At 68.9% G+C, this 25,822-nt stretch carries 24 protein-coding genes and 1 pseudogene; 13 read left to right on the forward strand and 12 right to left on the reverse strand.

Annotated features, from left to right (window positions below):
* Nucleotides 1-18 precede the first annotated feature (18 nt).
* From pgl to AC07UK_RS09040, 4 genes are read left to right on the forward strand one after another with little or no spacing between them, the layout of a single operon-like run.
* Nucleotides 19-699, forward strand: a complete 681-nt coding sequence (pgl, locus tag AC07UK_RS09025; protein WP_494685871.1) for a 6-phosphogluconolactonase — start codon at nt 19-21, stop codon at nt 697-699.
* 36 nt (nt 700-735) lie between these two features.
* Nucleotides 736-1,749 (forward strand): glucokinase, encoded by a 1,014-nt coding sequence (gene glk, locus AC07UK_RS09030; RefSeq protein ID WP_494685872.1) that lies wholly within the window; start codon nt 736-738, stop codon nt 1,747-1,749.
* A gap of 2 nt (nt 1,750-1,751) precedes the next feature.
* Nucleotides 1,752-2,465, forward strand: coding sequence for a response regulator (locus tag AC07UK_RS09035; RefSeq protein ID WP_436224532.1), 714 nt, complete (start codon nt 1,752-1,754; stop codon nt 2,463-2,465).
* Complete coding sequence (locus AC07UK_RS09040) at nt 2,465-3,790, forward strand: sensor histidine kinase (protein WP_436224533.1); 1,326 nt, start codon at nt 2,465-2,467, stop codon at nt 3,788-3,790. Before AC07UK_RS09035 ends, AC07UK_RS09040 begins: the two co-directional genes overlap by 1 nt.
* A gap of 6 nt (nt 3,791-3,796) precedes the next feature.
* On the opposite strand, the gene AC07UK_RS09045 is transcribed toward AC07UK_RS09040, so the two are convergent.
* From AC07UK_RS09045 to AC07UK_RS09055, 3 genes are all read right to left on the reverse strand, one after another.
* Nucleotides 3,797-4,357: a hypothetical protein gene (locus tag AC07UK_RS09045; RefSeq protein ID WP_436224534.1), complete on the reverse strand. Its 561-nt coding sequence runs from the start codon at nt 4,355-4,357 to the stop codon at nt 3,797-3,799.
* A gap of 10 nt (nt 4,358-4,367) precedes the next feature.
* The gene (locus AC07UK_RS09050; RefSeq protein WP_494685873.1) at nt 4,368-4,946 is read right to left on the reverse strand and encodes a ComF family protein; all 579 of its coding nucleotides are present in this window, start codon (nt 4,944-4,946) and stop codon (nt 4,368-4,370) included.
* A gap of 190 nt (nt 4,947-5,136) precedes the next feature.
* Nucleotides 5,137-6,072 (reverse strand): 2-hydroxyacid dehydrogenase, encoded by a 936-nt coding sequence (locus tag AC07UK_RS09055; RefSeq protein WP_494685874.1) that lies wholly within the window; start codon nt 6,070-6,072, stop codon nt 5,137-5,139.
* Nucleotides 6,073-6,459: 387 nt separating this feature from the next.
* Between AC07UK_RS09055 and AC07UK_RS09060 the strand changes: the two genes are divergently transcribed.
* The gene (locus AC07UK_RS09060) at nt 6,460-6,915 is read left to right on the forward strand and encodes a YccF domain-containing protein (protein ID WP_013954082.1); all 456 of its coding nucleotides are present in this window, start codon (nt 6,460-6,462) and stop codon (nt 6,913-6,915) included.
* A gap of 4 nt (nt 6,916-6,919) precedes the next feature.
* On the opposite strand, the gene AC07UK_RS09065 is transcribed toward AC07UK_RS09060, so the two are convergent.
* From AC07UK_RS09065 to AC07UK_RS09075, 3 genes are read right to left on the reverse strand one after another with little or no spacing between them, the layout of a single operon-like run.
* Complete coding sequence (locus tag AC07UK_RS09065; RefSeq protein ID WP_436224537.1) at nt 6,920-7,390, reverse strand: MarR family winged helix-turn-helix transcriptional regulator; 471 nt, start codon at nt 7,388-7,390, stop codon at nt 6,920-6,922.
* Nucleotides 7,391-7,434: 44 nt separating this feature from the next.
* Nucleotides 7,435-7,614: a hypothetical protein gene (locus tag AC07UK_RS09070; protein WP_494685875.1), complete on the reverse strand. Its 180-nt coding sequence runs from the start codon at nt 7,612-7,614 to the stop codon at nt 7,435-7,437.
* Nucleotides 7,604-9,286 (reverse strand): FAD-dependent oxidoreductase, encoded by a 1,683-nt coding sequence (locus AC07UK_RS09075; protein WP_436224538.1) that lies wholly within the window; start codon nt 9,284-9,286, stop codon nt 7,604-7,606. Before AC07UK_RS09075 ends, AC07UK_RS09070 begins: the two co-directional genes overlap by 11 nt.
* Before the next feature lie 194 nt (nt 9,287-9,480).
* On the opposite strand from AC07UK_RS09075, the gene AC07UK_RS09080 reads away from it, so the two are divergent.
* The 3 genes from AC07UK_RS09080 (at nt 9,481) to AC07UK_RS09090 (ending at nt 13,151) form a co-directional block, all read left to right on the forward strand.
* A complete protein-coding gene (locus AC07UK_RS09080) occupies nt 9,481-11,259 on the forward strand; it encodes an OPT/YSL family transporter (RefSeq protein WP_436224539.1) in 1,779 nt (592 codons plus the stop codon).
* Between the two features lie 126 nt (nt 11,260-11,385).
* On the forward strand, nt 11,386-12,543 hold the full coding sequence (locus AC07UK_RS09085; RefSeq protein ID WP_436224540.1) for an acyl-CoA dehydrogenase family protein: 1,158 nt from the start codon (nt 11,386-11,388) through the stop codon (nt 12,541-12,543).
* 32 nt (nt 12,544-12,575) lie between these two features.
* Nucleotides 12,576-13,151, forward strand: coding sequence for a hypothetical protein (locus AC07UK_RS09090; RefSeq protein ID WP_436224541.1), 576 nt, complete (start codon nt 12,576-12,578; stop codon nt 13,149-13,151).
* 101 nt (nt 13,152-13,252) lie between these two features.
* Here the strand turns inward: AC07UK_RS09090 and AC07UK_RS09095 are convergent, their stop codons facing one another.
* Together AC07UK_RS09095 and AC07UK_RS09100 are read right to left on the reverse strand one after the other, a co-directional pair.
* The gene (locus AC07UK_RS09095) at nt 13,253-13,627 is read right to left on the reverse strand and encodes a hypothetical protein (RefSeq protein WP_010811174.1); all 375 of its coding nucleotides are present in this window, start codon (nt 13,625-13,627) and stop codon (nt 13,253-13,255) included.
* Nucleotides 13,628-13,798: 171 nt separating this feature from the next.
* The gene (locus AC07UK_RS09100) at nt 13,799-16,645 is read right to left on the reverse strand and encodes a M16 family metallopeptidase (RefSeq protein WP_494685876.1); all 2,847 of its coding nucleotides are present in this window, start codon (nt 16,643-16,645) and stop codon (nt 13,799-13,801) included.
* Nucleotides 16,646-16,808: 163 nt separating this feature from the next.
* Here AC07UK_RS09100 and AC07UK_RS09105 point away from each other — a divergent pair, with 163 nt between their 5' ends.
* From AC07UK_RS09105 to thpR, 3 genes are read left to right on the forward strand one after another with little or no spacing between them, the layout of a single operon-like run.
* Nucleotides 16,809-18,290 (forward strand): AlkA N-terminal domain-containing protein, encoded by a 1,482-nt coding sequence (locus AC07UK_RS09105; protein ID WP_436224543.1) that lies wholly within the window; start codon nt 16,809-16,811, stop codon nt 18,288-18,290.
* A complete protein-coding gene (locus AC07UK_RS09110; RefSeq protein WP_436224544.1) occupies nt 18,287-18,787 on the forward strand; it encodes a methylated-DNA--[protein]-cysteine S-methyltransferase in 501 nt (166 codons plus the stop codon). The genes AC07UK_RS09105 and AC07UK_RS09110 overlap by 4 nt, the downstream gene beginning before the upstream one ends.
* Nucleotides 18,788-18,806: 19 nt before the next feature.
* On the forward strand, nt 18,807-19,376 hold the full coding sequence (gene thpR, locus AC07UK_RS09115; RefSeq protein WP_436224545.1) for an RNA 2',3'-cyclic phosphodiesterase: 570 nt from the start codon (nt 18,807-18,809) through the stop codon (nt 19,374-19,376).
* On the opposite strand, the gene AC07UK_RS09120 is transcribed toward thpR, so the two are convergent.
* On the reverse strand, nt 19,360-19,983 hold the full coding sequence (locus AC07UK_RS09120) for a LysE family transporter (protein WP_436224546.1): 624 nt from the start codon (nt 19,981-19,983) through the stop codon (nt 19,360-19,362). The genes thpR and AC07UK_RS09120 overlap by 17 nt on opposite strands.
* A 132-nt stretch (nt 19,984-20,115) precedes the next feature.
* On the opposite strand from AC07UK_RS09120, the gene AC07UK_RS09125 reads away from it, so the two are divergent.
* Both AC07UK_RS09125 and AC07UK_RS09130 read left to right on the forward strand, forming a co-directional pair.
* Nucleotides 20,116-21,009: a LysR substrate-binding domain-containing protein gene (locus tag AC07UK_RS09125; protein WP_436224547.1), complete on the forward strand. Its 894-nt coding sequence runs from the start codon at nt 20,116-20,118 to the stop codon at nt 21,007-21,009.
* 174 nt (nt 21,010-21,183) lie between these two features.
* Entirely contained in the window at nt 21,184-21,942 is a 759-nt protein-coding gene (locus tag AC07UK_RS09130; RefSeq protein WP_189374581.1) for a flagellar brake protein, read from the forward strand.
* Nucleotides 21,943-22,046: 104 nt separating this feature from the next.
* Here AC07UK_RS09130 and AC07UK_RS09135 read toward each other — a convergent pair whose 3' ends face one another.
* The 3 genes and pseudogenes from AC07UK_RS09135 to AC07UK_RS09145 form a co-directional block, all read right to left on the reverse strand.
* Nucleotides 22,047-22,895: an IclR family transcriptional regulator domain-containing protein gene (locus tag AC07UK_RS09135; protein ID WP_013954068.1), complete on the reverse strand. Its 849-nt coding sequence runs from the start codon at nt 22,893-22,895 to the stop codon at nt 22,047-22,049.
* Nucleotides 22,896-23,023: 128 nt separating this feature from the next.
* Nucleotides 23,024-23,202 (reverse strand): annotated as a pseudogene (locus tag AC07UK_RS09140) (DUF6691 family protein); the annotation flags it as partial.
* Between the two features lie 324 nt (nt 23,203-23,526).
* On the reverse strand, nt 23,527-25,821 hold the full coding sequence (locus AC07UK_RS09145; protein WP_494685877.1) for a patatin-like phospholipase family protein: 2,295 nt from the start codon (nt 25,819-25,821) through the stop codon (nt 23,527-23,529).
* Nucleotide 25,822 lies beyond the last annotated feature (1 nt).

Consider the following 25,822-nt stretch of genomic DNA (forward strand, 5'->3'; position numbering starts at 1 on the left):
ATCGCAAAGGAAACCATCATGCGCCAGTTTGAACATCCCACCCCGATGGACCAGGCCGAGGCGCTGGCCATCTCCATCGGCAATGCGCTGGAGCTGGCCATCCGTGTCAAGGGCTGGGCGGTGCTGGCGGTCTCGGGCGGACGCTCGCCGGTGGCGATGTTCGAGCGGCTGCGCCACCGGCACGTGCGCTGGGAGGCGGTGACCATCACGCTGGTCGACGAGCGCGTGGTGCCGCCCGACCACCCGGACAGCAACGCCGCCCTGGTGCGCGCGCACCTGCTGCGCGAGGCCGCTGCCAGCGCCGCCTTCGTACCGCTGATTGCCGATGCGCAGGACGTTGCCGCGCCGGCACAGGCGGTGGCGCGGGCCAACAGCGCATTTCGCCAGCCCGACGTGGTGGTGCTGGGCATGGGCGAGGACGGCCATACCGCCTCGCTGTTCCCGGATGCGCCCGAACTGCAGAGCGCGCTGAGCGAGCCGCAGCCCGGCTACGTGATCACGCACCCGTCAGTCGCGCCGCATGCCCGCATCACGCTTAACCTGGCGGCGCTGCTGGCTGCCGAGCGCGTGTTCCTGTCAGTGTCCGGCGCAACCAAGGCCGAGGTGCTCGAACGCGCGCTGCAGGGCCCTGCGCCGTCGTTGCCGGTCAGCCTGGTGCTGTCACGGCACCGGCACGGGCTTGACGTGTTCAAGACCTGACAGACCTGATTCCCAAGAGGAGCGATACCCGACGCCATGGCCACCACTGCATCCTCCTGCGCTGACTTCCCCCGCCTGCTCGGCGATGTGGGCGGCACCAACGTGCGCTTTGCACTGGAAACCGCACCAATGCGGATCGGCCCGGTGACCGCGCTGAAGGTGGCCGATTTCCCGTCGCTCGAAGCCGCCCTGCGCCAATATCTCGACGGCCTGGCCGCGTCGGGCAAGCCCGTGCCGCGCCACGCGGCGATCGGCCTGGCCAACCCGGTGACCGGCGACCAGGTCCGGCTGACCAACCACAACTGGTCGTTCTCGATCGACGGCATGCGGCGCGCGCTCGGGCTGCAGACCCTGGTGGCCATCAACGACTTCACCGCGCTGGCGCTGGCCCTGCCGCACCTGCCTGCCGACGGGCTGGTGCCCGTGCGCGCCGGCACCGCGGTGCGCACCGCGCCGCTTGCGCTGGTCGGTCCGGGCACCGGGCTGGGCGTTTCCGGCCTGGTGCCGGCGCCGGGCGGACCAGCGGTGGCGCTCGCCGGCGAAGGCGGCCATATCGAGCTGATGCCCGACACTGACGACGAATGGGTCGCCTGGCGCGCCGCCCATCGCAATGTCGGCCGGGTGTCGGCGGAACGGCTCCTGTGCGGCAGCGGCCTGTCGCATATCCATGCCGCGCTGGCCGCAGAAACGGGTACGCTTTTGCTTGCGCCGCTGCTGCCGGAGCAGGTCACCACCGGCGCCTTCGAGCGTCACGACCCGCTGTGCCAGCGCGCCATGGCGGTGTTCTTCGGCCTGCTCGGCTCGGTTGCGGCCGACATCGCCCTGGTGCTGGGCGCACGTGGCGGGGTCTACCTGGGCGGCGGCATCCTGCCACGCTTCGTGCCGGCGCTGCAGGCCTCGGCCTTTGCCGAACGCTTCGTCGCCAAGGGCCGCATGCGCGGCTGGCTGGAGGCCGTGCCGGTCCATGTCATCACCGCCAGCCACCCCGCGCTGCCGGGACTGGCGCGCGCACTGGCCGAGCGGCTCGACGGCTGCGGCGGGAATCCATAGCCATGCGCGTGCTGCTGGTGGAAGACGACGCCATGATCGGCGACAGCGTCAAGCTGGCGCTGCGCCAGGAAGGCTTTACCGTCGATTGGGTGCGCGACGGCGACGCGGGCCTGGCCGCGGCCAGCACCGCGCAGGGCGGCCAGGCGTGCTATGACCTGATCCTGCTCGACCTCGGCCTGCCGCGGCGCCCGGGCCTCGACGTGCTGCGCAGCTTGCGCGCGCGCGGCGTGCCGACGCCGGTGCTGATCCTGACCGCGCGCGATGCCGTCGCGGATCGTGTCGCGGGGCTCAATGCCGGCGCCGATGATTACCTGGTCAAGCCCTTTGACCTCCAGGAACTGGCGGCGCGCATGCACGCGCTGGCGCGCCGCGCCGCCGGCCGGGCGGAGCCGCTGGTCAGCTACGGCGACATCGTGCTCAACCCCACGACCCGCGAGGCCACCCACCGCGGCGAGCCGGTGCGGCTGTCGGCGCGCGAGTTCGCGCTGCTGTCCGCGTTGATGGCGCGGCCCGGCAAGGTCTGGTCGGTGCCGCAATTGCAGGAGCGGCTGTACGGCTGGGACGACGAGGTCGGCAGCAATACCGTCGAGGTCTATATCCACGCGCTGCGCAAGAAGTTCGGCGCGGCGCTGATCCGCAATATCCGCGGCGTGGGCTACGTGGTGCCGCGCCTCGATGGGGATGCAGCATCCGCGGGCGCAGGAGACACCCCCTGATGCGTTCCATCCAGCGAACCCTGCTGTGGTGGCTGGCCGCGGGCCTGCTTGCCGGCATCGCCGTCGCCACGGCGCTGATCTACGGGCAGGCAAGGCAGGAAGCCAACGCGCTGTTCGACTACCAGATGAAGCAGATGGCCGCGGCATTGCCCAGCCAGTTCGCCGACCCGGTGGCGCCGCCTTTTCTGGGCGCGCCCGACGACCTGGCGCACGCCGACGAGGATGTGGTCATCCATATCTGGGACGGCTCCGGCCGCAGCCTGTACCTGTCGCATTCGCACCCGGCGCTGCCCGCGCGCGCGGAGCTGGGCTTTTCCAATGTGACCACGCAGCAGGGCGAATGGCGCCTGTACAGCATGCAGCTCGGGCCCACCGTGGTGCAGATCGCGCAGCCGATGAGCGCACGGCGCACGCTGGCCGCGCGTATGGCGCTGCGCACCGTGGCGCCGCTGCTGTTGCTGCTGCCGTTGCTGGGCTGGCTGGTGTGGATGGCAGTGGGGCGCGGCCTGCGCCCGCTGCGCGAAATCGCCACCGAGGTGCGCGCGCGCGACGCCAACACACTGGCGCCGCTGGCTGTGCGCCAGATGCCGGACGAGATCGCTCCGCTGAGCGCGGCGCTGAACCAGCTGCTGGCGCGGCTCTCGCACGCCATCGACACCCAGCGCGCCTTCGTCGCCGACGCCGCCCACGCGCTGCGCACGCCGCTGGCCGCGCTGCAGTTGCAGGCACAGCTGGTGGAACGGGCTGAGAACGGCGCAGCGCGTGACGAAGCGATCGGCAAGCTGCGCCAGGGACTGGAGCGGCTGACCCACCTGGTCACCCAGCTGTTGACGCTGGCACGGCAGGAGCCGGGCGCAGCCATTCCTCCGCACGAACCGGTGGAGCTGCACCAACTGGCCGCAAGCGTGGTCGCGGACATGGCGCAGGCCGCGCTAGATCGCAATATCGACCTTGGGCTCGACGGCAGCGAGGACACATCGCCGGCGGTGGTGCGGGGGGATGTGGATGCGTTGCGCATCCTGCTGACCAACCTGCTGGATAACGCGCTGGCTTATATCCCTGCCGGAAGCCGTATCGATGTGCTGGTGGGTCGCAGCGCCGATGGGCGTGCCGTTGAACTGGTGGTCAGCGACAATGGGCCGGGGATCCCCGCTGACGAGCGTGCGCGTGTGTTTGATCGCTTCTATCGGGTGGCCGATGCACCGACCGGCGGGAGCGGGCTGGGGCTGGCTATCGTGGCGGAGATTGCCCAGTCGCATGGGGCGCGGGTGGTGCTGGAGGATGCGGGGCCCGGGTTGCGGGTGAGGGCGGTGTTTCCCGCTTAGCTTGGTTCAGCCAAACATCTCCGCTTGCTCGTGCCGCAACTGACTGATGCTGCTGCGCAAATGGAGCTTCTCTTCTGCCTTGCGCAAGGCCGGCGCTGCCATGAACGACAGCAGGAGCTCGAGCTGCTCGACATCACGTACGGTCAGGAATGACTTGGTCTTGTTGACAAAGACGACGGTTGCCTTCCTGCGCCGCAGCAACTCCATGACGTTGCGCAGGGTGCCGGTGCTTCGCGCATCCCAGATCATCAGGCCGAAGTCAGCCGCCTTTGCCATCTCGACATCCTTCGCAGTAAAGAAGGCGCGGGAGCCGGGCGCTGCGTGCTTGACGTCGACACGAACCACCGGCCAGCGGCCTGCGTTGTTTCGAGGTGTGTCCCCACTGCAGTAGACGATGGCCTCCGCCACACCTTTGCCGCAAAGGTAGGACTGGACGGAGCTGTCTGCGCCGTCCGCGTCCCCTACGATCACGGTGTGGTCGCCCTCGACAATGCTATCGATGCGCGCTTTGACCTTGGGGTCGAGCTGCTTGATACTGATCGAGCCGGCTACAAAGATCATGCTCATCCATTGCACCTCACCATGTTACGGTCGCTACGTAAATGTTTGCGACTTTCGCGTAACCTCTCAAAACCCGGCAGGCTTCCTCCAATGATGCGCCGGTGTCGTACCGGTCGTCGACGAGCAACACATTTCGGCGCTTTGATCCCGGTATTCCGTCGTGCAACATGATCCGCCCGGCCAGTACCGCCGCGCGCACTGCTTTCGTTCCGATATCCTTTAGCGCTTGTCCTGTCGGCACCCTGGACAAGATACTGGAAAGGACTGGCCGACGCACGATTCTACCAAGCGCAATCGCGATCTCCAGAACAGGCTGCCGGGGGCGTACTCTGGACGCGGGCATTGGAACAATGCAGCCGACGTCGGGGAAGCGGGGATAGATGTTTTCGGCGATTTGCAGCGCAAAGGGTAGCGTCTGGCTCCAGTCGTGCCGGTACTTCAGCTGATAGAGCGCTTCACCAGCCGGGGAGCGCGTCGTATCGAACACTGGATGACCCCATTCATCATCGCCGAGATAGGTGCTGATACGGGTATGCTTGTCCAGTGCAAAGCCACGGTCCCAGTTCCCGTGGAGCTCGCGCAGCCGCACATCCATCCCGTTCTCCGATTCGTCGCGTTCAAGCCATGCTCGCGGGATCGACGGTTCAGAACTAGGGGCCGAGTCTGAAAACCGAATGGAATGGCCCCGCTACTCGGTGTCAGTTTCCGATGCGGGATGCAGATTGAATCGATGCAGGCAACGCAAGGGTAGCGGTGGCGGATGGGGTGATCCGCCAGGTGATCCCTCACCCCACCGGCGTCAACACCCCCTCCCCCGCAAAATGCCGCCGCGCATTCTCCAGGAACTGCATCACGGACGCCGTGATGGCCTCCGGCGACCAGCCTGCCACATGCGGTGTTAGCACGACGTTAGGACAGTCGAACAACGCCACCGGCGGCGCCGGCTCGCTCTCATAGACATCCAGCCCAGCCCCGCCAAGCTTGCCGGCGCGCAGCGCTGAAGCCAGCGCCTCGGTATCCACCACGCTGCCGCGCGCGATATTGACAAGGAACCCGGCCGGTCCCAGCGCCGACAGCACGCTTGCATCGACCAGGTGCCGCGTACCCGCCCCGCCCGGCGTGGCGATCACCAGGTAGTCCGCCCACGCGGCCAGCGCCCCGATGCTGTCGAAGTACCGGTACCCCGCGTCTTCGCGCGGCTTGCGGTTGTGATAACCGATCTCCAGGTCGAAGCCTTCGCCGCGCCGGGCAATACGCCGGCCGATGGTGCCCAGCCCGACGATTCCCAGCCGCTTGCCCGAGACATTGGGCCGCAGCGGCAGCGCGGTGCGCCAGGTGCCGGCGCGCGTGGCCGCGTCCAGTTGCGGCACGGCGCGCACGGTCGCCAGCAGCAGCGCGAAGGCGTGGTCGGCCACGCAGCTGTCGTTGGTGCCGGCACCATTGGCCACGGCGATGCCGCGCGCGCGGGCGTGGGCAACGGCGATGTTCTCGAAGCCCGCGCCCAGTGCGCACACCAGTTCCAGTGCCGGCATCGCGTCGATCTCCGCCGCGGTCAGGCCGGTGGAGCCGATGGTCAGTACCGCGCGGATGCGTTCGCCCTGCGTGGCGATCTGCGCGGCGCGGCCTTCCGCGTCCGGCGCATAGAGGATCTCGAATCGTTCGGCAATGGCGTCGCGGTGGTGGGTAGCGACCTGGGTCAGGATCAGCAGCGTGGGCTTCATGGCGGGGACAGCGGAGTAGACGGTGGAGTCGGAGAAGGGTGACAGCGTGTTGGCTGCCCAGGGGGCTGGCGCGCGGATAGCGGGCCGGCGTCACATTCTATCGCTGCGGCGTCGGGCTTGCCGAAGGCGCCAGCACGCGCGGAGGCACGCAGAAACGGGTACGCTTTGCCTGCGGAAGCGGGGTTTGCGACCGGTCTTGCAGAGTGGAATATGCCTATAAACAAGGCTCGAACGCGTTTCCCGAAGGACCGGCGACGCCGTTCAGCCGGTCCCGGCAAGGCACGCAGAAACGGGTACGCTTTGTAGCCACGACCCCCCTCGCCGCCATGCCGGCACAACACCATTGCGTATCATGCGTGTTCTCTTCCTCACTCGTGAACGAACGGCATGCGCGCAATCGGCAACTTCCTCTGGTTCATCCTTGGCGGCGTGGTCATGGGCCTGGCCTGGTGGCTGGCCGGGCTGCTGGCCTTTATCTCGATCATCGGGATCCCCTGGGGCAAGGCCTGCTTCGTGATAGGCACGTTCACCTTCTTCCCGTTCGGCAAGCAGGCCATCAGCCGGCGCGAGCTGACCGGGCGCGACGATGTCGGCACCGGTGCGCTGGGGCTGGTCGGCAATGTGCTGTGGTTTGTTGTCGCCGGCGTGTGGCTGGCCATCGGCCACGTGATGGCGGCGGTCGCCAACTTCGTGACCATCATCGGCATTCCGTTTGCGATCCAGCACCTGAAGCTGGCCGGCATTGCGCTGGCGCCGATCGGCCAGACCGTGGTCACCAATGAAGTGGCCGACGCCGCGCGCCGCGATGGCGCACGCGTGCAGGTGGACAACCTGCGCCGCTGACGGATCAGGCGCCGGCGTCTTCGGCGCCGTCTTCGTGCTGCTGGCCGGCGTGCGCGACCAGCCGGTCGAGCAGGCTGCCCAGCAGCGCCTGTTCGGCGTCGCTCAGGCAGCCGAAGATCTCCGCATTGCGCCTGGCGATCATCGCGATCGCCTGCCGGTAGAGCGGCTTGCCCTGTGCGGTCAGTGACAGCACCACGCCGCGCCCGTCGGCCTCGCTGGCCTCCTTGCTGACCAGCCCGCGCGCCACCAGCGCCTGCGCCGAGCGGCTGGCCTGGCCCTTGGTCAGGTTGGCGCCCTGCGCCAGTTCGTTGACCGACAGCGGCGCAAAGGCGCCAATCGCGGCCAGGCAGCGGCCCTCGCTGAGCGGCAGGCCGCATTGCTCCAGGTAGGCGGCGGCGCTGTCCTTGTCGCTGAGCTTGTTGACCTGGTGCAGGCGGTAGGTCAGGAACTGGTCGAGGCGTGGCAGTGGCTTCATGGCGTGTCCTTGTCAGGCGTCGGCATTCTAGTGTCCTATGTTCCCTATTGCCGGCTGTGCGCCTCGGCTTCGTCGATCAGCGCCAGCACCGGCGCCAGCGCCTCCTGCCGGCTCATCAGGCCCAGGCACACCATTGCCAATAGCAACGGGGTGCGCGCTTCGCCGGCACGGCCCATGGCCTCGCACAGGCGGATGTAGGCGAGGTCGAGGTCTTCAGCTTGCATGGCGGGCTCCGGTTTGCATCAGGGGGGCGAGGGTGGCGCGCACGGCGTCCCATGACGGTTCGCGCCAGCGCGCCAGGACATAGCCATCGGGACGGATGAGGTAGAGCGTTCCGGGCCGTGCGCCGTAGCGGGCGTGGGCCTGGCCGGCGATGTCGGCCAGCGCCGTGGCGCCGGCCACGTTGCCGCCGGTGACCACCACGTGTGCCTGCACGGCGTCCGGATGCGCGTGCGCAAACGCGGCCAGCGGCCCGGGCAGCGTGGTCGAATCGCTGAAGTACAGCAACGTGAAGCGTTGCCCGAAGCATTGCGTGAGGTGCGCGACCTCGTCGGGGCCTGCCACGCGCATTTCCGGTGCGGGCATGCCGGGCGCGGCGCCAGGGCAGTCGTCGCCAAAGTCGCTGGGACCGTTCAGTGCCGAATCCGTATAGGCAATCGGTGCGGACTGCCGCGGATTGATCAGCGAACGCACTGCGGGCTGGTGCTGCGCCAGCCGCAACGTGGCCTCGCGCATCAGCCGGAAGGCGAAGTCGGGCGGCGCCATGAACTCGGTGCTCTTGGCGCCGTAGGCGATGTTCTGCCGCGTGGCATGCACGCGTTCGGTCGAATAGGAATCGAGCAGGCTGTCGGGCGCCTGGGCGCGCAGCACCCACGCCAGCTTCCAGGCCAGGTTGCCGGCATCGTCCAGCCCGGAGTTGAGCCCGCGCACGCCGAAGATCGGCACCAGGTGCGCGGCGTCGCCGGCGAACAGCACGCGGCCGTGGCGGTAGTCCTGCAGCGTCAGGCACTTGGCGTTGTAGATCGAGATCCACAGCGGGCGCCACGGCTCGGTCTCGCCGATCATGTCGAGGTGGCTCTGCACGCGTGGCAGCACGTTTTCCGGCTTGACGGCTTCGTCGGGGTCTTCGTCGTCGCGGATCTGGTAGTCGATGCGCCAGACGTCGTCAGGCTGGCGGTGCATCAGGATGGTCGATCCGGGGTTGGAGGGCGGGTCGAACCAGGCCAGCCGCTCCACCTCGCGCCGCGTCTTCTGCACGATATCGACGATCACGTAGCGGCCTTCGTACTGGGTGCCTTCCATGCGCAGGCCCAGTTGCTCGCGCACGGTGCTGCGCCCGCCGTCGCAGGCCACCAGCCATTGCGCGTCGACCTGCACCACGCCTGCGCTTGTCTGGATCTCGGCCACGACGCCGCTGCCGTGCTGGCGCACTGCCTGCACGCGCGCGCCGAAGCGCACATCGGCCGGCGCGGCGCCGTGCAGCGCGGCGTCGTGGGCGAAGGCCTCCAGGTAGTACTGCTGGATATTGACCATCGGCGCGAAGCGCTCGCCGGGCTCGCTGGGCATGCGGAAATGCAGCACCTCGGCATCGCGGTAGTAGCTGCGCCCGCCCACCCACGGCAGGCCGGTTTCGACGGTGGCGCGGTCTGCGCCCACCCAGCCGAGGATCTCCAGCGAACGCCGCGCCATGCAGATGGCCCGGCTGCCGGCGCAGTAGCCGTCGTCGGCTTCCACCACCAGCGCGGCAATGCCCTGGCGCGCCAGCAGCGCGGCCAGCGTCAGGCCGACCGGGCCGCCGCCGGCAATCAGTACCGGCACGCGCTGCGGCCATGGGCGCGATGACGAGGGCGGCGGCGCCGGTGGCACTGCCGCGTGGGGTGCGGTGGAGTCTGGCATGGCGGGGTTGTGGGGTCTCTGCGATGTAGTTGTGTGCGCAACTATATCGACCAGATGGTTGCGTGCGAAACTAGTGTTAACCCGGCCAGGCATCGGCCGTCCGGCGAAAGTTGGAGATAAGTCGTACATCGCCGCAGGACAGCCTTGGCCTATGCTTCGCAAGAGGCACACTGCCTCAGCCCGCTCGCTGCGCCATGCCAACGCTCCCGACCGATGCCGCACCCCGTGCCACCTGGCTGCCCGCGCCGGGCAGCTGGCAGTACCACGTGCTGCTGGGCGCGGCGGGCATGCTGGTGCTGGGGCCGCTGGGCGGCATCGCTGCCGCGTATATGAATTTCTCGCTGGGCTTCTTTGTTGGCGGGCAGGTGCTGGCGGGCATCCTCGGCTCGGTGGTGACGGCAGGCTATGGCGCGCCCGGGCGCCACGGCGCCAACTACATCCAGACCGCGGCGGCGTCCGTGGCGGGCATGGGCGGCATGGCCGTGGTGCTGCAGGCGATGGCGTGGCTGGGCATGGCGCAGCCGCCGCTGTGGCAGCTGGTGCTGTACATGTTGTGCATCGGCATGTTCGGGGTGGGTGTGGGCATGCTGTACACGCCATTGCTGGTGGACCGGATGCAGCTGACCTTTCCGTCGGGGCTGGCGGTGGCCAATATCCTGCGCGCGCTGACCGATCCGGCGCTGCTGCGGCGTTCGGTGGCCCGGCTTGGGGGCGGCATGGCGCTGGGCCTGGGCTGCGGCCTGGGCGCGGCGCGCGTGCCGTGGCTGGCGGCGCTGGACCTGTCGGCCGCGACCTTCGGCGCCGGCATGATTGTCGGCGCGCGCGTGGGCATTGCCGCGCTGGTGGGCGGGCTGGCCGGCTGGGCCATGACCCCGTGGTTTGTCGCCGCGGGCTGGATGGCGCCTGGCGAGCCCTATCGCAAGGCCACCTTCCTGGTGGCGCTGGGCATGATCATGGGGGCAGCTGCAGTCGATGTGGCCTTGCTGCTGGCGCAGGCATGCCGCCAGTGGCGCGCGCGCCGCCACCCCGCGCCGCGGCGCGGGCCGGGCATGGGCTGGGTGGCGGCCTGGGCGCTGTTGTGGGGCGCGGCCACGGTGGCGGCGGGCGTGGCATGGTTCGGCCAGCCGTTGGGCTTCCAGCTGATGGCGGTGCTGCTGGTGCTGGTGTTTGCGCTGGTCAACGGTATCTCGGTCGGCATGGTCGACCAGAACCCGATCTCGTCCGCCTTCGTGCTGTCCGTGATCCTGATGGCCGCCGCCGGGCTGCGCGCGCCCCATGTCGGGCTGATCGCCGCCACGGTCTTGCTGGTGGCCACGGCCGAGGCGAGCGACATGCAGCAGGACCGCTCCACCGGCTGGCGCCTGGGCAGCGACCGCATGGTGCAGTTCGGCTACCAGGTGGCGGGCATCGTCGTGGGTGCGCTGGTTGCGGTGGCAATGGCACGGCTGTTCATGCATGCCTACCCGGTGCTGGCGCTGGACCAGACCAGCCTGCCGGCGGACCAGCAGCCGGCGCGCTGGACCTCGGCCATGACATACAAGATTGTGGGCGTGCTTCACGGGCTGGCGCAAAGCCGTGCCGGCCAGCATGTGGCGGTGGCAACGGGTCTGGCGCTCGGCCTGGCCACCGCGCTATTGCGCAAGGCCATCCTCGGCCGGCCGGCATGGCAGCGCTTTGCGCAAGCCAGCCGGCGCGGACGGGTGGCGGATTTCCTGCTCGATGCGGTGATCCTGCCCTCGCCCTATGCGTCGTCATTCGGTGGCTTCGTCAACCTGGCGGCGGCCGCGTGGATGGCGGCCGGCGGTGTGGTGGCGAGCGTGGCCGCTGCCGTGGCCAGGCCCGCAAGGCCGGCCCAGGGTTTGCCGCAGGACATGAGCACCGCATCGCTGGTCGGTGGCGGCCTGATCGCGGGCGATGCGCTGGCGGCGCTGGCCATCGGCGTGGCGGGCCTGTTATCCGCCACATGGGGTTGAGCCCGGCTGCGATTGTCAAATTATATTGACGCTTCTGTCCAAATTTCAGTGGATTGTCAAATTGCGCGACCGGCGTACCATAGGCGGCCAGACTGACGCACTGGCTTGACCCCCCGGAGAATCACCATGGCCCTTGACCAAGAATCCTTTGCCCTGCTGCGCGCCTCGGTGCAGCGCTTCATCGACGAACGCCTGAAGCCCGCCGAAGACACGCTGGAGGAAACCGACGACGTGCCCGCCGAGATCGTCGCGGACATGAAGGAGATGGGCCTGTTCGGCATCTCCATCCCCGAGAACTACGGCGGCATCGGCCTGTCGATGTCGCAGGAATGCGATGTGGTCTACGACCTGGGCCATACCGCCTTTGCCTTCCGCTCGGTGTTCGGCACCAACGTCGGCATCGGCTCGCAGGGCATCCTGATGGATGGCACCGAGGAACAGAAGCAGCAGTACCTGCCGCGCATCGCCAGCGGCGAGCTGATCATCTCGTTCGCGCTGACCGAGCCGAACGCCGGCTCCGATGCGGCTTCGCTGCAGACCAAGGCCGAACTCGACGGCGACCACTACATCATCAACGGCACCAAGCGCTTCATCACCAACGCGCCGCGCGCCGGCGCCTTCACGCTGATGGCGCGCACCGGTGGTGCGGGCGCGTCGGGCATCTCGTCCTTCATCGTGCCGGCCGACACCCCGGGCATCTCGCTGGGCAAGCCGGACAAGAAGATGGGCCAGCGCGGCACCAAGACCTGCGACGTGGTGCTTGAGAACGCGCGCGTGCCGGCCGCGAACATCATCGGCGGCGTGCCGGGCGTGGGCTTCAAGACTGCGATGAAGGTGCTCGACCGCGGCCGCCTGCATCTCTCGGCGCTGGCCTGCGGCATGGCGCATCGCCTGATCACCGACGCGGTGGCGTATGCCAAGGAGCGCAAGCAGTTCGGCAAGCCCATTGGCGACTTCCAGCTGATCCAGGGCATGCTGGCCGACAGCCAGGCCGAGCTCTACGCCGGCCTGTCGATGGTGCGCGACTGCGCCCAGCGCTACGATGCCAAGCCCGCCGGCAAGAGCGATCCGGAAGTCAGCATGCTGGCCTCGTGCACCAAGATGTTCTGTACCGAGATGGTGGGCCGAGTAGCCGACCGCGCGGTGCAGATCCATGGCGGCGCCGGCTATATCGCCGAGTACAAGGCCGAGCGCTTCTATCGCGACGTGCGCCTGCTGCGCCTGTATGAAGGCACCACGCAGATCCAGCAGTTGATCATCGCCAAGCAACTGCTGCGCGACTGACCCAGTAAACGCCCCGCGCGGCAGGAGTCGACATGAACACGATGCAGTTACGCGGGCCGGACAGCCCGCTGCAGGCAGGGCATGATGGCGACGCGCCGCACCGGCTGCGCGCCGTGGTGGCAACTTATCGTCCCACGCTGCAGGCCTATACGCTGGCGGTGTCGCCGGCCGAGTTGATGGCACTCAGCGCGCTGCCGGCAGAGATGGCGGGCGGCGTGGGCGGCACCTGCGATCCACGCGCGCACGCGCACCTGGCGCGCCTGCGGGGCGAGGTCCAGGCCAGCGGCATTGCGTTGCCGGGTGCAATCGTGGTCGCGGTCAACGGCGGCAGCCTGCAATGCGAGTTTGACCACCTCTACACGCTGTCGCTGCATCCGCGCCGTGGTGACCGGCTGATCGTGCTGGACGGCTATGAGCGGCTGCTGGCGCTTGCGCATGGCGAACGGCGGCAATGCAAGACGCTGGTGTCGGCGGTGCTGTGGCGCGCGGCGCTGGATACTGCCGCGGCGGTGCCGGCGGCGGAGGCCGCCAACGAAGTGATCGACGCGGCCGTGGCGCAGTCGTCGTGCGCGGCGCGCTGGGCCAACGCCACGCGGGTGTGGCATTGACCGGGGCACCGGGCACGAAGAACGGGCTCAGCGCAATATGACGGAAGCCGCCTGCATGGCGGCTTTTTCTCTTCTAGTGGTCTGACGTGCGCGCAAGCCGCCTATTGCGGCCACACGCCATCGACATCGCGCAGCAGGTGGCCGGCGAGGATATAGTCCCCGAGCCGCGTGGCCTTGGCCTCGAGGTCGAGCAGTTCATGGTCCGCCAGCGTGCCGAGATCGAACTGGCAATAGAGATTGCGTTGACGGAACGTGGCCTTGGGTTTGGCCAGCCCTTCGATCAGGGCTTCGCGGGAACGGACGGCGATGCTTTCTTGTCCGCGATACTGCACCTTGATACCGCGCTTTTCTCCGAGCCTGCCGAGTTCGACGGCATCCTGCCATCCTGTCTCGTAGTCCAGCTCAAGCGCCAGCACGCCTTCCGAGGCCAGAAGCCTGAGCGCTTCTGCCTTGCTGCCAGCTCGCACGATTGACATCCACACCTCTTATATCGACTTATACTGTACGAATATACAGTCAACCCGGGGTCGCGGCAAGGGGCTTGCACCGGACGCCTGTCGACCGCTCCCGGCCTTGCCGCTGCGATGTTGCGCAGGCCGCGCCTGCGGGCTTTCGCCAGTGCAGCCGAATATTGTTTCCCGCGTATGTCAGGGCTGCGCCTGCGGTGCCGCGCCGGCAGCTTCGTTGCCTGTGCTCCCGGCCGCGCCGGAGCCACTTCCTCTGCCGGTTGCGCCCGCCTGCGCCGGTGCGCCGCTGAAGTCGCCGGCATAGACGCGCGACAGCGTGCCTGGCTGCATGTAGCGCCGAATGGCCGCGTTGACGGCTTCCGGCGTGGCGTTGCGCAGGCGCTCTTCGAGTTCGGCGGTGAAGGCCATGGTGCGGCCCAGGTAGAGCTGGTTGGCCAGCGCGCCGGCCAGCGCGGCATCGTTGCTGCGGCTGACCATGCCCTGCTGCAGCAGGCCGCTGACGGCCTCGGCCAGTTCCTGCGCGGTGATGCCGTCGCGCACGAAGCGCTCCAGCTCCTCGGCCATGGCGCGTTGCAGGCGCGGCAGGTTCTGCGGTGCGTATTGCGCCTGCAGGCCGAAGCGTCCCGCGCGGTCGAGCGCGCCCACTTGCACCCAGCTGCTCGCGCCATAGCTCAGGCCTTCCCGCTGGCGCAGCCGGTCAGCCAGGCGGCCGCGCAGGCTGGCGCCGCCGAGCACGCGGTTGGCAATCATCATCAGCGCATAGTCCGGCGCGTCGTTGGTCAGGTCGATCGGCGCGGCGGCCAGGTAGATGGCATTGGCCTTGCCCGGCGCGGGCAGCGTGAACTCCGCCGGCGGGATCGGCACATAGGGGCGCTCGACGCGCGCGTAGGGCTGTGGCGCGCTCCAGTCGCCGAACAACTGCGCTGCCTGCGCGGCCGCGGCCGGTGCATCGAAGTCGCCCACCAGGCTCAGCTGCGCGTGGCCCGCGCCGTAGAAGCGCGCGTGGAAATCACGCACCTGCGCCAGCGTGACGGCCTGCAGGTCGGCGATGTTCTCGGCAAAGGTGCGCGCATGGCGCGGGTCGCCAGCGGGGTAGGGGTCGCCATGGCGGCCCAGCGCATTGGACGCCATCACGCCGGGCTCGCGCTGGATGCTTTCGATTTCCGCGATGCTGGTCTTGCGCAGCGTTTCTAACTCCGCCTCGGGGAAGGTCGGTGCGCGCAGCAGGTCGCGCAGCAGGGCCAGCAGTTCCGGCAGGTGCGCGCGGCGCGTCTCGAAGCTGACGGTTACGCGCTCAGAGCCGCCAGAGATGCCGACGCGCGCGCGCAGCGCCTCGATGCGGTCGGCGATCTGCTGGCGGTCCATGCCAGCCGCGCCGCGCCGGAGCATGGAGGCGGTCAGCGCGCCCACCGTGGTCAGCCCCTGCAGGCTCTGCACGTCGCCCATGCGCAGCACCAGCGTGCCGTGCACCACTTCACCGCGCGCGGGCTTGGGCAGCAGCGCCAGCTGCATGCCGTTGGCCAGCGTTTGGCGCGTGGTGTGGGCCTCGATATTGGCGGGGCTGGGATCGAACGCCGCCACCGCGGCCATTGCCTGCCTGCCCTGGTAGCCGCTGACCATGGCGGTGACATCGGGCGCCGGCGGCACCTGCGTGCGCGACGGCTGCTCGACGGGAAGGAACACGCCCACGGTGCGGTTCGATGCCTGCAGGTAGTTCAGCGCCACGCGCTGCACGTCGGCAAGCGTGGTGGTCTCGATGCGGTCGCGCGCCAGGAAGAACAGGCGCCAGTCGCCCTTGGCGATGGCCTCGGACAGGGCAATGCCGAGCGCGCCGGGATCGTTCATGTAGTGCTCGTACGCGTTGCGCATGCGCACGCGCGCACGTTCCAGCTCGGCCTCGGTCACGGGCGCCTCGGCAAAGCCCTCGACCTGCGTGATCAGCCCGGCGCGCGCGGCCGCGAGCGGCTGCTCTTTGGACGTCTCGACCATGAGCAGCAGCGCGCCCGGGTCCTTCATCGCATAGAGCGCGGTGCCGACCGACACGGCCTGGCCACGCTCGACCAGCGCCTTGTACAGCCGCCCGCCCGGCGTGTCGCCGAGGATGATGGTCAGCAGCGAGAGTGCCGTGCTGTCCGGATGCGCACCCGGGCTGACGTGGTATTGCGCGGCGACCAGGCTGTTGTCGCCGGGGCGCATCACTACCAGCTCGCGCGCGCCTTCCTGCGTGGGCTCGACGGTATGCTCGGGCGGCAGCACGCGCGTCGGGCGCGGGATCGGCCCGAAGTAGCGCTCGATACGTGCCAGCGTGGCGGCGGGATCGAACTTGCCGGCCACCACCAGCACCGCGTTGTCGGGCTGGTAGTAGCGGCGATAGAAGGTACGCAGGTTGTCGATGCTGACCTGCTCCACGTCGCTGCGCGCGCCGATCGGGGCCTTGCCGTAGTTGTGCCAGCGGTAAGCGGCGGCCATGGTCTGCTGCATCAGCATGCGCCCGGGGCTGTTCTCGCCCATTTCCATCTCGTTGCGCACCACCGTCATCTCGCTGTCCAGGTCGGCGCGCGAGATCACGCTGTTGACCATGCGGTCGGCTTCCATGCGCAGCGCCCAGTCGAGGTTGTCGTCGTTGGCGCTGAAGGTGCCGAAGAAGTTGGTACGGTCCTGCGCGGTGGTGCCATTCACGCTCATGCCGCGCCGCGCGAACTCGGTCGGGATGGTCTTGCCCGGCAGCGCTGGCGTGCCCTTGAACAGCAGGTGCTCGAGCAGGTGGGCCATGCCGGTCTCGCCGTAGTTCTCATGGCGGCTGCCGACCAGGTAGGTGATGTTGACGGTGGTGGTGGCCTTGGCCGCGTCCGGCGCCAGTACGATGCGCAGGCCGTTGGGCAGGCGGTATTCGGTGATGCCTTCGACCGACGCCACCTGCGTGGCCGTGGCAGGCGTCGCCGCGGGGGCGGTCTGCACCGGCTGCGCCAACGCCGGCGCGCAGGCAAGCGAAGCAAGCAAGGACAGGTGCAGGGCAGTGCGGCGCATGGCGTCTCCGGGCGGGCGGTGGCAGTGGGTTGGTGGGTGAGGCACGAAGCGCATTCTAGCCGCCGCCCCTATAAGGAACTGTGCCGCAGCCCACGCCTGCGCGCCAGAGGGAAATGTCCGAATCCAGCGGGTAAGTGGTTGCCGGTAGCGGTAGCATGCCGTCATGCACCTCGATCCCGATACCTGCTACAAGGCCGTGGCCTCGCACGACCGCCGCTTCGACGGACGCTTCTTCGTGGGCGTGTCGTCGACGGGCGTGTACTGCCGGCCGGTGTGCGCAGTACGCACGCCCAAGCGCGAAAACTGCACGTTCTACGAGAGCGCCGCGGCGGCGGAGAAGCATGGCTTCCGCCCCTGCCTGCGCTGCCGTCCGGAGCTGGCGCCCGGGCATGGGCTGGCCGATATTTCAGGCCGGCTGGCGCAGGCCGCGGCCACGCTGATCGATGAGGGCTTCATGGCGGAAGGCAGCGTGGCCGCACTGGCGGCGCGCATCGGCGTGACCGAGCGCCACCTGCGGCGCCTGTTCGATGCGCAGTTCGGCGTGTCGGTGCTGGAGTACGCGCAGACGCAGCGGTTGCTGCTGGCCAAGCGCTTGCTGGCCGACACCGCGCTGCCGGTGACCGAAGTGGCGCTGGCGGCGGGTTTCGGCAGTGTGCGCCGCTTCAACGATGTGCTGAAGACGCGTTACGGCCTGACGCCGCTGGCGCTGCGCCGCCGCGCCGCCGACGGCGTGGCCGACCGGCTGGTGTTCGATCTGGGCTACCGCCCGCCGTTTGCCTGGGACGCATGGCTGCGCTTCCTGGCTACGCGCGCGGTGGACGGCATCGAGGCCATCCGCGACGGCACCTATATGCGCACGCTGCGAGTGGATGCCGGCGGCAGCACGCACACCGGCTGGGTACGGATCGAACACGTGCCGCGCCGGCTGGTGCTGCGCGTCACGTTATCGGCCTCGCTGGCGCGCGTGATTCCGCAGGCGCTGGGCAAGGTGCGCCGCCTGTGCGACCTGGGCTGCCGCCCGGACGTGGTGGACCGGCACCTGGGCGAGCTTGCCGAGGCAATGCCGGGCGTGCGCCTGCCGGGCAGCGTCGATGGCTTTGAGATCGCGGTGCGCGCGGTGGTGGGGCAGGTGATCTCGGTGGTGCAGGCGCGGCGCATCCTGGGTGCGCTGGCGCAGCATGCGGGGCAGGCGCTGGACGGCACGCCCCCGGACGGCCTGCGCCACACGTTCCCGACTGCCGCCGCCATTTCCAAACTGCCAGAGCAAACCTTGCGCGATGCCGGGGTCTCGGCAGGCAAGGCGCGCACGCTGCTGGCGCTGGCGCAGCGCGTGGCCGACGGCACACTGGCGCTCGATGCGCATGCGCCGCCGGAGCAGACCGTGGCGGCGCTGCGCGAAGTCGGCGGCATCGGCGACTGGACCGCGCAGTATGTCGCCATGCGCGCGCTAGGCTGGCCCGATGCGTTCCCCGGCACTGACTATGCGCTGCGCAAGGTGCTGGGCGTCAGTACCGTGCGCGCGATGCACGAGCGCACCGCGCAATGGGCGCCGTGGCGTGCCTACGCCGCCATCCACCTGTGGCATCGCTATGAAGCGATGAAGGACGCGGCCAGCGCCGCGGCCGAACCGGAGACGATCACATGACCAGCTATCGCCATATCGACAGCCCGCTCGGGACCATCCTGCTGCGCGTGCAAGGCGCACACCTGACCGGCCTCTTCTTCGCCGAGCAGAAATACCACCCCGCGGGCATTGCCGACAGCCGCGACGTGCCGCCGGCCGATGCCGCCGTGCTCGACCGCGCCGCCTCGGAACTGGCCGAATATTTCGCCGGCCGCCGCGATACCTTTACCGTGCCGGTGCGCTTTGCCGGCAGCCCGTTCCAGCAACGCGTGTGGGAGGCGCTGCTGGCCATCCCCTGCGGCGAGACCGCGTCGTACGGCGAACTGGCCCGCGCCCTGGGCCTGCCGCCCACGCATGCGCGCGCAGTCGGCGGCGCGGTGGGACGCAACCCGCTGTCGGTGATCGTGCCCTGCCATCGCGTGCTGGGCAGTGCCGGCGCGCTGACCGGCTACGCCGGCGGCATCGAGCGCAAGCGCGCCTTGCTGCAGCGCGAAGGTATCGACACCACGCCAGGCTGATCGCGCTGGCTGCGCTGCCATGCCGCGCCTGTTCATCGCCGTGGAAGTTCCGCCCGCGCAGGCGGCATGGCTGTTGTCGACCCTGCCGCCCGCGCACGGCGTGCGGCCGGCAACGCCAGAGCAGGTCCACCTGACCCTGCACTTCCTGGGTGAGTGCAACGTGCCTGGCGCAGCGCTGGAGGCCGCGCTCGACAGCATCCGCGCGCCCGCCTTTCTGCTTCAGGCGGCCGGCACCGGGCGCTTTCGCAGCGGCCAGGGTTCGGTGCTGTGGGCAGGCCTCGCGCCAGGTCCAGGCCTGGACGCGCTGCGCGCCCTGCACGCTGATGTCGGGCAGGCGCTGGCCGAGGCCGCGGGCATTACTCCGGAGCGGCGGCGCTTCCATCCGCACTTGACGCTGGCGCGCTGCAAGCCGTCCGTGCCGGAAAGCGTGCTGCGCGCCTGGCTCGATACGCACCGCACGCTGGCCAGCGAGCCCTGGCACGTGCAGCGGCTGGTGCTGTTCGAAAGCCGGCTCGGCCCGCAAGGCCCCCAGCATCTCGTGCGCCAGGCCTGGCCATTGACGCAGGCTGGCCCTACGCCAGGTTGCTGAGCCCCAGCGCCACGCCCAGCCCGCACAAGGCCGAGCCGATGGTGCGGTCCAGCAGCCGCTGGCGCCGCAGCATCGCCGCGCGCAGCGCCGGCGCGGTGAACACGCACGCCACCAGGCTGAACCACGCCAGGTGCGCCACCGACATGAAACCTCCATAAGCCCATTGCACCGGCACCGGCGTGTGCGCATCGACCACCTGGGTGTAAGTGCTGACCACGAACAGCGTGGTCTTCGGGTTCAGCGCATTGGTCAGGAAGCCCGTGCGCAGCGCCGCCCACGGCCGCAGCGTGCGCGCACCTTGCAGGTCTACTGCCAGCGCCTCGCGGTTGCGCAGCGTCTGGATGCCGATCCACACCAGGTAGGCCGCGCCCAGCATCTTTACCACCGTCAGCACGCTGTGCGCGTGGGCCATCAGCAGCGCCACCCCGAACATCGTATAGAGCACATGCACCTGCACCCCCAGCGCGATCCCGAGCGCGCTGAGCAGGCCGGCACGGCGGCCGTACAGGTAGCTGTTGCGGGTGACCATGGCGAAGTCCGGGCCCGGACTGACAACGGCCAGCACGGTCACGGCGGCGACCGCCAGGGATTCGGCGATTGGGGGCATTTTCTGTCAGGTTACGTTGCAGTTATCCGGAGATCGCCACATCGGGAGATCCGGGCGTACCCAATTCTGCGTACGGGAAAGCGCCGCCACAACCGATATATACTCGCGCAATTACGTGAAAAAAACTGACTGATGCACTGGCTGGGCTGGATCCGATTCTTCGAGGCCGCGGCGCGCCACGAAAGCTTTGTCCGGGCGGCGGAGGAACTGCACCTGACCCATGGCGCGGTCAGCCGGCAGATCCGCCAGCTGGAGGACACGCTGGGCGTGTCGCTGTTCGAGCGGCGCAACCGCGGGGTTTTCCTGACCGAGGCGGGGCGCACGCTGTTTGCGGCGTCCACGCAATCGATGGAGGTGCTGGCCGGCGCCGCCGCGCGCATCCGCACACAGCCGCCGGGGCGGGCGCTGGTGCTGTCATGCGAGCCGACCATCGCCATGCGCTGGCTGATCCCGCGGCTGCCGCGCTTTGCCGCGCGCCATCCCGATATCCCGCTGCACCTGATGGCCGCGGGCGGGCCGATCGACTTCACCCGCAGCGGCGCCGACCTGGCACTGCGGCGCAATGACTTTGCCTTCGATGCGCGCTGGCACGCGCGCGAGATGGCGCAGGAACGGGTAGGGCCGGTGTGCCGGCCGCAGCTTGCGCAGGGGGCGGCCACGGTCCCGGCGCGCCTGCATACGCGCACGCGGCCCGAGGCATGGCAGCGCTGGCAGGCGGTGCGCGGCGATGCCGCCGCCGTCGTGCAGTGCGACGGCGACGCCTGGTACGAACATTTCTACCTCAGCCTGCAGGCCGCCGCCGCGGGGCTGGGCTGGGCCATGGCCTCGCAGCTGATGGCCGCCGACGAGATCGCCGATGGCCGGCTGGCCGCGCCATTCGGCTTTGTCGCCGACGGATCGGCCTATCATCTGCTGTCGCCCGCGCCGTTTGAACACGACACGCGCCGGCTGGTGCTGCTGGCGTGGTTGCGAGAAGAGGCGCAGGCAACGCTTGCGGCGCCGCCGCCATCGCCCCCGGACGCCTGAAAGCGGCGTGCGCGCTACCCCCCGGAAGTCTGTGCTCAAGTTCTGCCACAGATCTGCCGAAGTGAGACCATGAGTCTTGCCGGGCAATGGGGCAGGCGCTTAACATGCGCGCGGCCGGCAGGCCGAAGCCCCCGTACCCGGCGATCCCAGCCACTTCAGACGTTGCGTGAATCCATGAATCAGCACGATGCCTCCGGGCCAGCCGATAACGGCGCCGAATCCGACATTGAGCCGGCGGATGACCGTTATCGCCTGACGCACAACTCGCAGATCGGCACCGTGCTGCGCGACCTGTCCTGGCAGAAGTGCATGCTGAGCGTGCGCACCCGCACCGGGCACCAGTTCGTCACGTCGGTCCTGCACGTCGACCCGGTCGACCGCACCTTCGTGTTCGACTGGTGCAATACAGAGCCCGAACGGATGTCGCTGCTGACCTCGGAGGAGAATGCCTTCTCGGGGCTGTTGCGCGGCGTGCCGGTCAACTTCGTGGTGGGCCAGCCGGCCGCCACGCGCTATGAGGAAGGCCCGGCCTTCGTCGTCGAATTCCCTGAGAAGCTCTACCACTTCCAGCGCCGCCGCCATTTCCGCGCGCGCACGCTGGTGACCAGGGGCTATCGCTGCGAGATCCACATGTCGGACAAGACTGTGCTGGGGCTCGATATCGCCGACCTGTCGCTATCGGGCGTGGGTCTGCGCTCGAAGACGGTCTCGGCAGAGCAGCTGCCGGTCGGCACCACGGTCGGCAAGTGCCGGCTGGACTTCCGCGAGCTGGGCAAGCTTGAGCTGGACCTGCAGGTGGTTGGCCACTGGCTGGTGGGCCATGACGACAGCGCCATCCACCATTTCGGCTGCGCCTTCATCCATCCGGACGGGCGCATGGAGAACTTCCTGCAGCGGCTGGTATTTGCGCTGGAACTGGCGCATCGGGGCTGATGCATCGTAGCTGCTGCCGCAGCATATTGCCGGCCACGGCGTGAGCGCGGCCATGCTCAGTCCCGCGCGGCTGCGCGGGTAGTTAGCGGACTAGTCAGCGGCAATCAGGAGCCGATCAGCCGGCCGATTGCCGCCGCGGCTTCGCGGATCGGCGGCAGCAGCCGCGAGATCATCTCCGCTTCGGAGACACGCGCGGCGCGCACGCTCACGCTCAGCCCCGCCAGCACGATGCCAGAGGCCGAGCGCACCGGCACGGCCATCGCGCGCAGGCCCGGTTCCAGTTCTTCATCGACGATCACGTAGTCCACTTCGCGGGCGCGCTCGAAGCATGCTTCCAGCTCCTGGCGCGAGACCTTGGTCTGCAGCGTGCGGGGGCGCAGCTCGGCATGCTCGAAGAAGCCATCCAGCACCGTGGCGGGCTGGTGCGCCAGCAGCAGCCGGCCGTTGGAGGTGCAGTAGGCCGGCAGGCGGCTGCCCATGCCCAGCGAGTAGTTCAGCACCCGCTGCACTTCGGAGCGCACCAGGTACAGGATGTCGGTGCCGTCCAGGATCGCCAGCGTGCAGGTCTCGTGGATGCGCGCGCTCAGGTTGTCCAGGATCGGCTGCGCCAGGGACACCAGCGAGGTCGACGAGAAATACGCGTGGCCCAGGTGCAGCACGCGCGGCCGCAGCGCAAACTGCCCGTCCTGCTGGCTGACGTAGCCGAGCTGTTCCAGCGTATAGAGGCAGCGGCGCACCGAGGCGCGCGACAGCTGCGTGCGCTGCGCCACCTGCGAGATCGTCAGCGGGCGCTTGCGTTCCGAGAAGGCCTCCAGCACGGTCAGCCCGCGCGCCAGCGACAGCATGAAGTTGGGATCGCCGGCAAAACTGGCGAGCAGGTCGGCCTGGGGCCGGGCAACGCGGACGGTGTCGGCCTGTGCATGGCCAAGACCGAGGGGGCGGAGGACATCCATAGGGAGGTGTGTTGTCTGGGCTTGTTGTCCGATAATCGCGCAATCTTAAACCGGCTGGCGGCCAGGGGCCAGCCTTTGCTGCATTCGCGCATCGCCCGCACGGTACGAGGGCCGGATGCTGCGCTGCATCAGCGCCCGCGCCGCTCCGCGATCTCGTAGAGCGCCATGCCTGCCAGCATGGCGCCGACAAAGCCCCAGGGCCTTGGCATAGCCGGCACCGAGCGGCTACCAGTGCCGGGCCCGGGCAGAAGCCCGCCAGGCCCCAGCCCACGCCGAACGCCGCGCTGCGGCCGAGACCCAGGATCATCAGCGCCGCCGCGAGGCCGATGACCAGCCCGCCGGCCAGCGACAGTCACGGCGTGAAATGGGTGAAATCCATCTGCATGGGAGGGAGGCGCGCGAAGGGGCGCGGAGCGGCCGCAAGTGCAGACCGAGGGGCGGATTATAGGCGCCGCATGCCAGGCGGGCGCCTAAAAAAATGTCGCCGCTGGGGAGCGGCGACCGGGGAAGGTCGTCATTCAAGAGGGGGTCTTGGTGACGTAAAAAGTATAGATATTTGAATTAAGACATTACATACAACTTTGGTAGGGTACGGCGGGTTCACATTTGGTGAGCGCTTATGCTGGCCGGCTCAGAAGGGTTTGCCCAGGAACAGGTAAAAGCTGTATGTGCCTGCGGCGGCGCGTCCATAGGCCAGGTAAAGCGGGCCCAGCGGACTGTCCAGCGCCAGGAAGACCGAGCCGGATTTGAGCAGCCCGGTCGGGCTCCCCGGCACCAGCGGGTCGCCCATGCGGCCCGCCTCCAGCGAAAAGCCTGCGTAGACGCCTTGCAGCAGGGTCTGGCGCGCCAGCTTGTTGTAGTACACCAGCCGCGCAAACTGCAGGTTGCCGCCCAGCAGCTGCCCGGTGGCATAACCGGATTGCTGCAGGAAGCCGCCCCACTGAAACAGGTCATAGCGCGGCAGCGGCTTGCCGCCGAGATTGCTGCCGACCTTGAAGGCCAGCGAGACCGTGTTGTCGCCGAACGAGTGGGCATAGATGCCGTCCACCAGCGCCTTGACATAAGCCTGGTCGGCGCCCAGCCCCGGCTGCGAGGCGTAGACGTACAGCCGGGCCGCATAGCCGAAGCGCGGGAAGTCGACGCTGTCGAGCTGATCGAAGAAGAGCCGCCCGGTGATGGCGCCGCGCCGGATATTGCCCGGGCCTGGCGACAGCGACTCGGGGCCGGTGCTCAGGGTGGCGTGTTCCGAGCCGGTCTGCACGCCCACGCGCAGCTCGCCGTACTTGGTGAACTGGCTGCCCGCGTCCAGCGCGATGTCAAAGCGGCGCAGGTCGTACGTGGCGATGCGCGTGCTGCCCTGGAAGACATTGACCGGGCGCCGCTCCAGTTCGATGCGTGGCGCGATAAAGAAGTACTGGCGCGTATCCAGCGGCTGGTAGAACTCACTGATCAGCGACGAGGTCTGGCCCACCTGCGCATCGGTGCGCCATTCGGCGCCAAGCGCATTGAGCCAGGTGCGCCGGTAGCTGCCCACCAGGTTGAAGTAGGCATCGCCGCGGAAATCCGAGCTCAGCCCGAGCCCGAAGCGCAGGTAGTCGGGACCGTAGGATTTCTCCACCGCATTGACCGCCAGCACGCGCTTGCCGGGCTCCTCCAGGATGCCGTAGTTGACGTGCTCGAAGTCGCCGGTGCCGAACAGGCGGCGCATGTCCTGATCCAGCGTGGCCTGGTCGACCGGCTGCCCGGGCTTGGTTTCCATCACCGCGGTGGCGTAGTCCGGGTTGACGCGCTGCAGCGGCGCCAGCCGGATCTCATCGACCGGGCGGGTGTCGGGCGGCTGCACCGCCTGTTGCCTGGCGCGCAGTTCCGCATATTGCGCCGGCGGCAGCGCCAGTGGCGCAAGGCGGTCGGCGACCTTGCGCGCGGCGGCCTCGCCGATGGGGATGGTTGCCGGCAGGTGGTCGAAGTCGGTCGCGGAAAAATCGCCCAGCGCCGGCTCGATCAGCACGTCGGTGGGCCGCAGCGAGGCCAGCGACGCACGCACGTTCTGCTCGGTGAGGATATTGAGCATCTGGCCGGTCACGCCGATGAGCGAGGTCAGCTCCTCACGCTTCATCAGCGGCGTGCCCAGGTTCACCGCGATCACGACATCGGCGCCCATCTTGCGCGCCACGTCCACCGGCAGGTTGTCGGTCAGGCCGCCGTCGACCAGCAGCCGGCCCTCATACTCGGCCGGCGCCACCGCGCCCGGCACCGACATGCTGGCGCGCATCACGTTGGCCAGCTCGCCCTGGCTGAACACCACCGGCGTGCCCGCCACCAGGTCCGTGGCCACGGCGCGGTAGGGGATCGGAAACTGGTCGAAGTCCCGGTAGCCGGGCGCCTTGGCCAGCTGGCGCAACACGGTCTCAAGTTGCACGCCCGAGACCGCGCCCTTGGGCAGCAAGAGGCCGCTGGCCTGCACCCCGATCTCCGGCGTGAACAGGTTGGTGAAATCGTCCTGCTTGCGCCGGATGGTCAGGTCCTGGCGCGGCGGGCGTTCCTTGAAGATCTTGTCGGTGCTCAGGCCGCCGACCAGCCGCTCCATTTCGGCGGGCGCCATGCCGGTGGCATAGGCGCCCCCCACCAGTGAACCCATGCTGGTGCCGGCGATGCAGTCGACCGGGACGCGCATCGCCTCCAGCACCTTGAGCACGCCGATATGCGCCGCGCCGCGCGCGCCGCCGCCCGAGAGCACCAGGCAGATGCGGGGGCGCGCGCCCGCGGCCCGCTGCGGCGTGGCCGCCGCGGCCTGGTTTGCGGGCGGCTCAATCACCGGTGCCGCCGGAATGGATGCCGGCTCAGCGGCCAGGACCGCGCCCGCAGCCAGCGCCAGGGCCGCCGGTACGAGCAGTTCGCTCAAGCAGTGGAATGGGGCTGCCTTCATG

The sequence above is a fragment of the Cupriavidus sp. GW821-FHT07C08 genome (genome assembly GCF_059419025.1).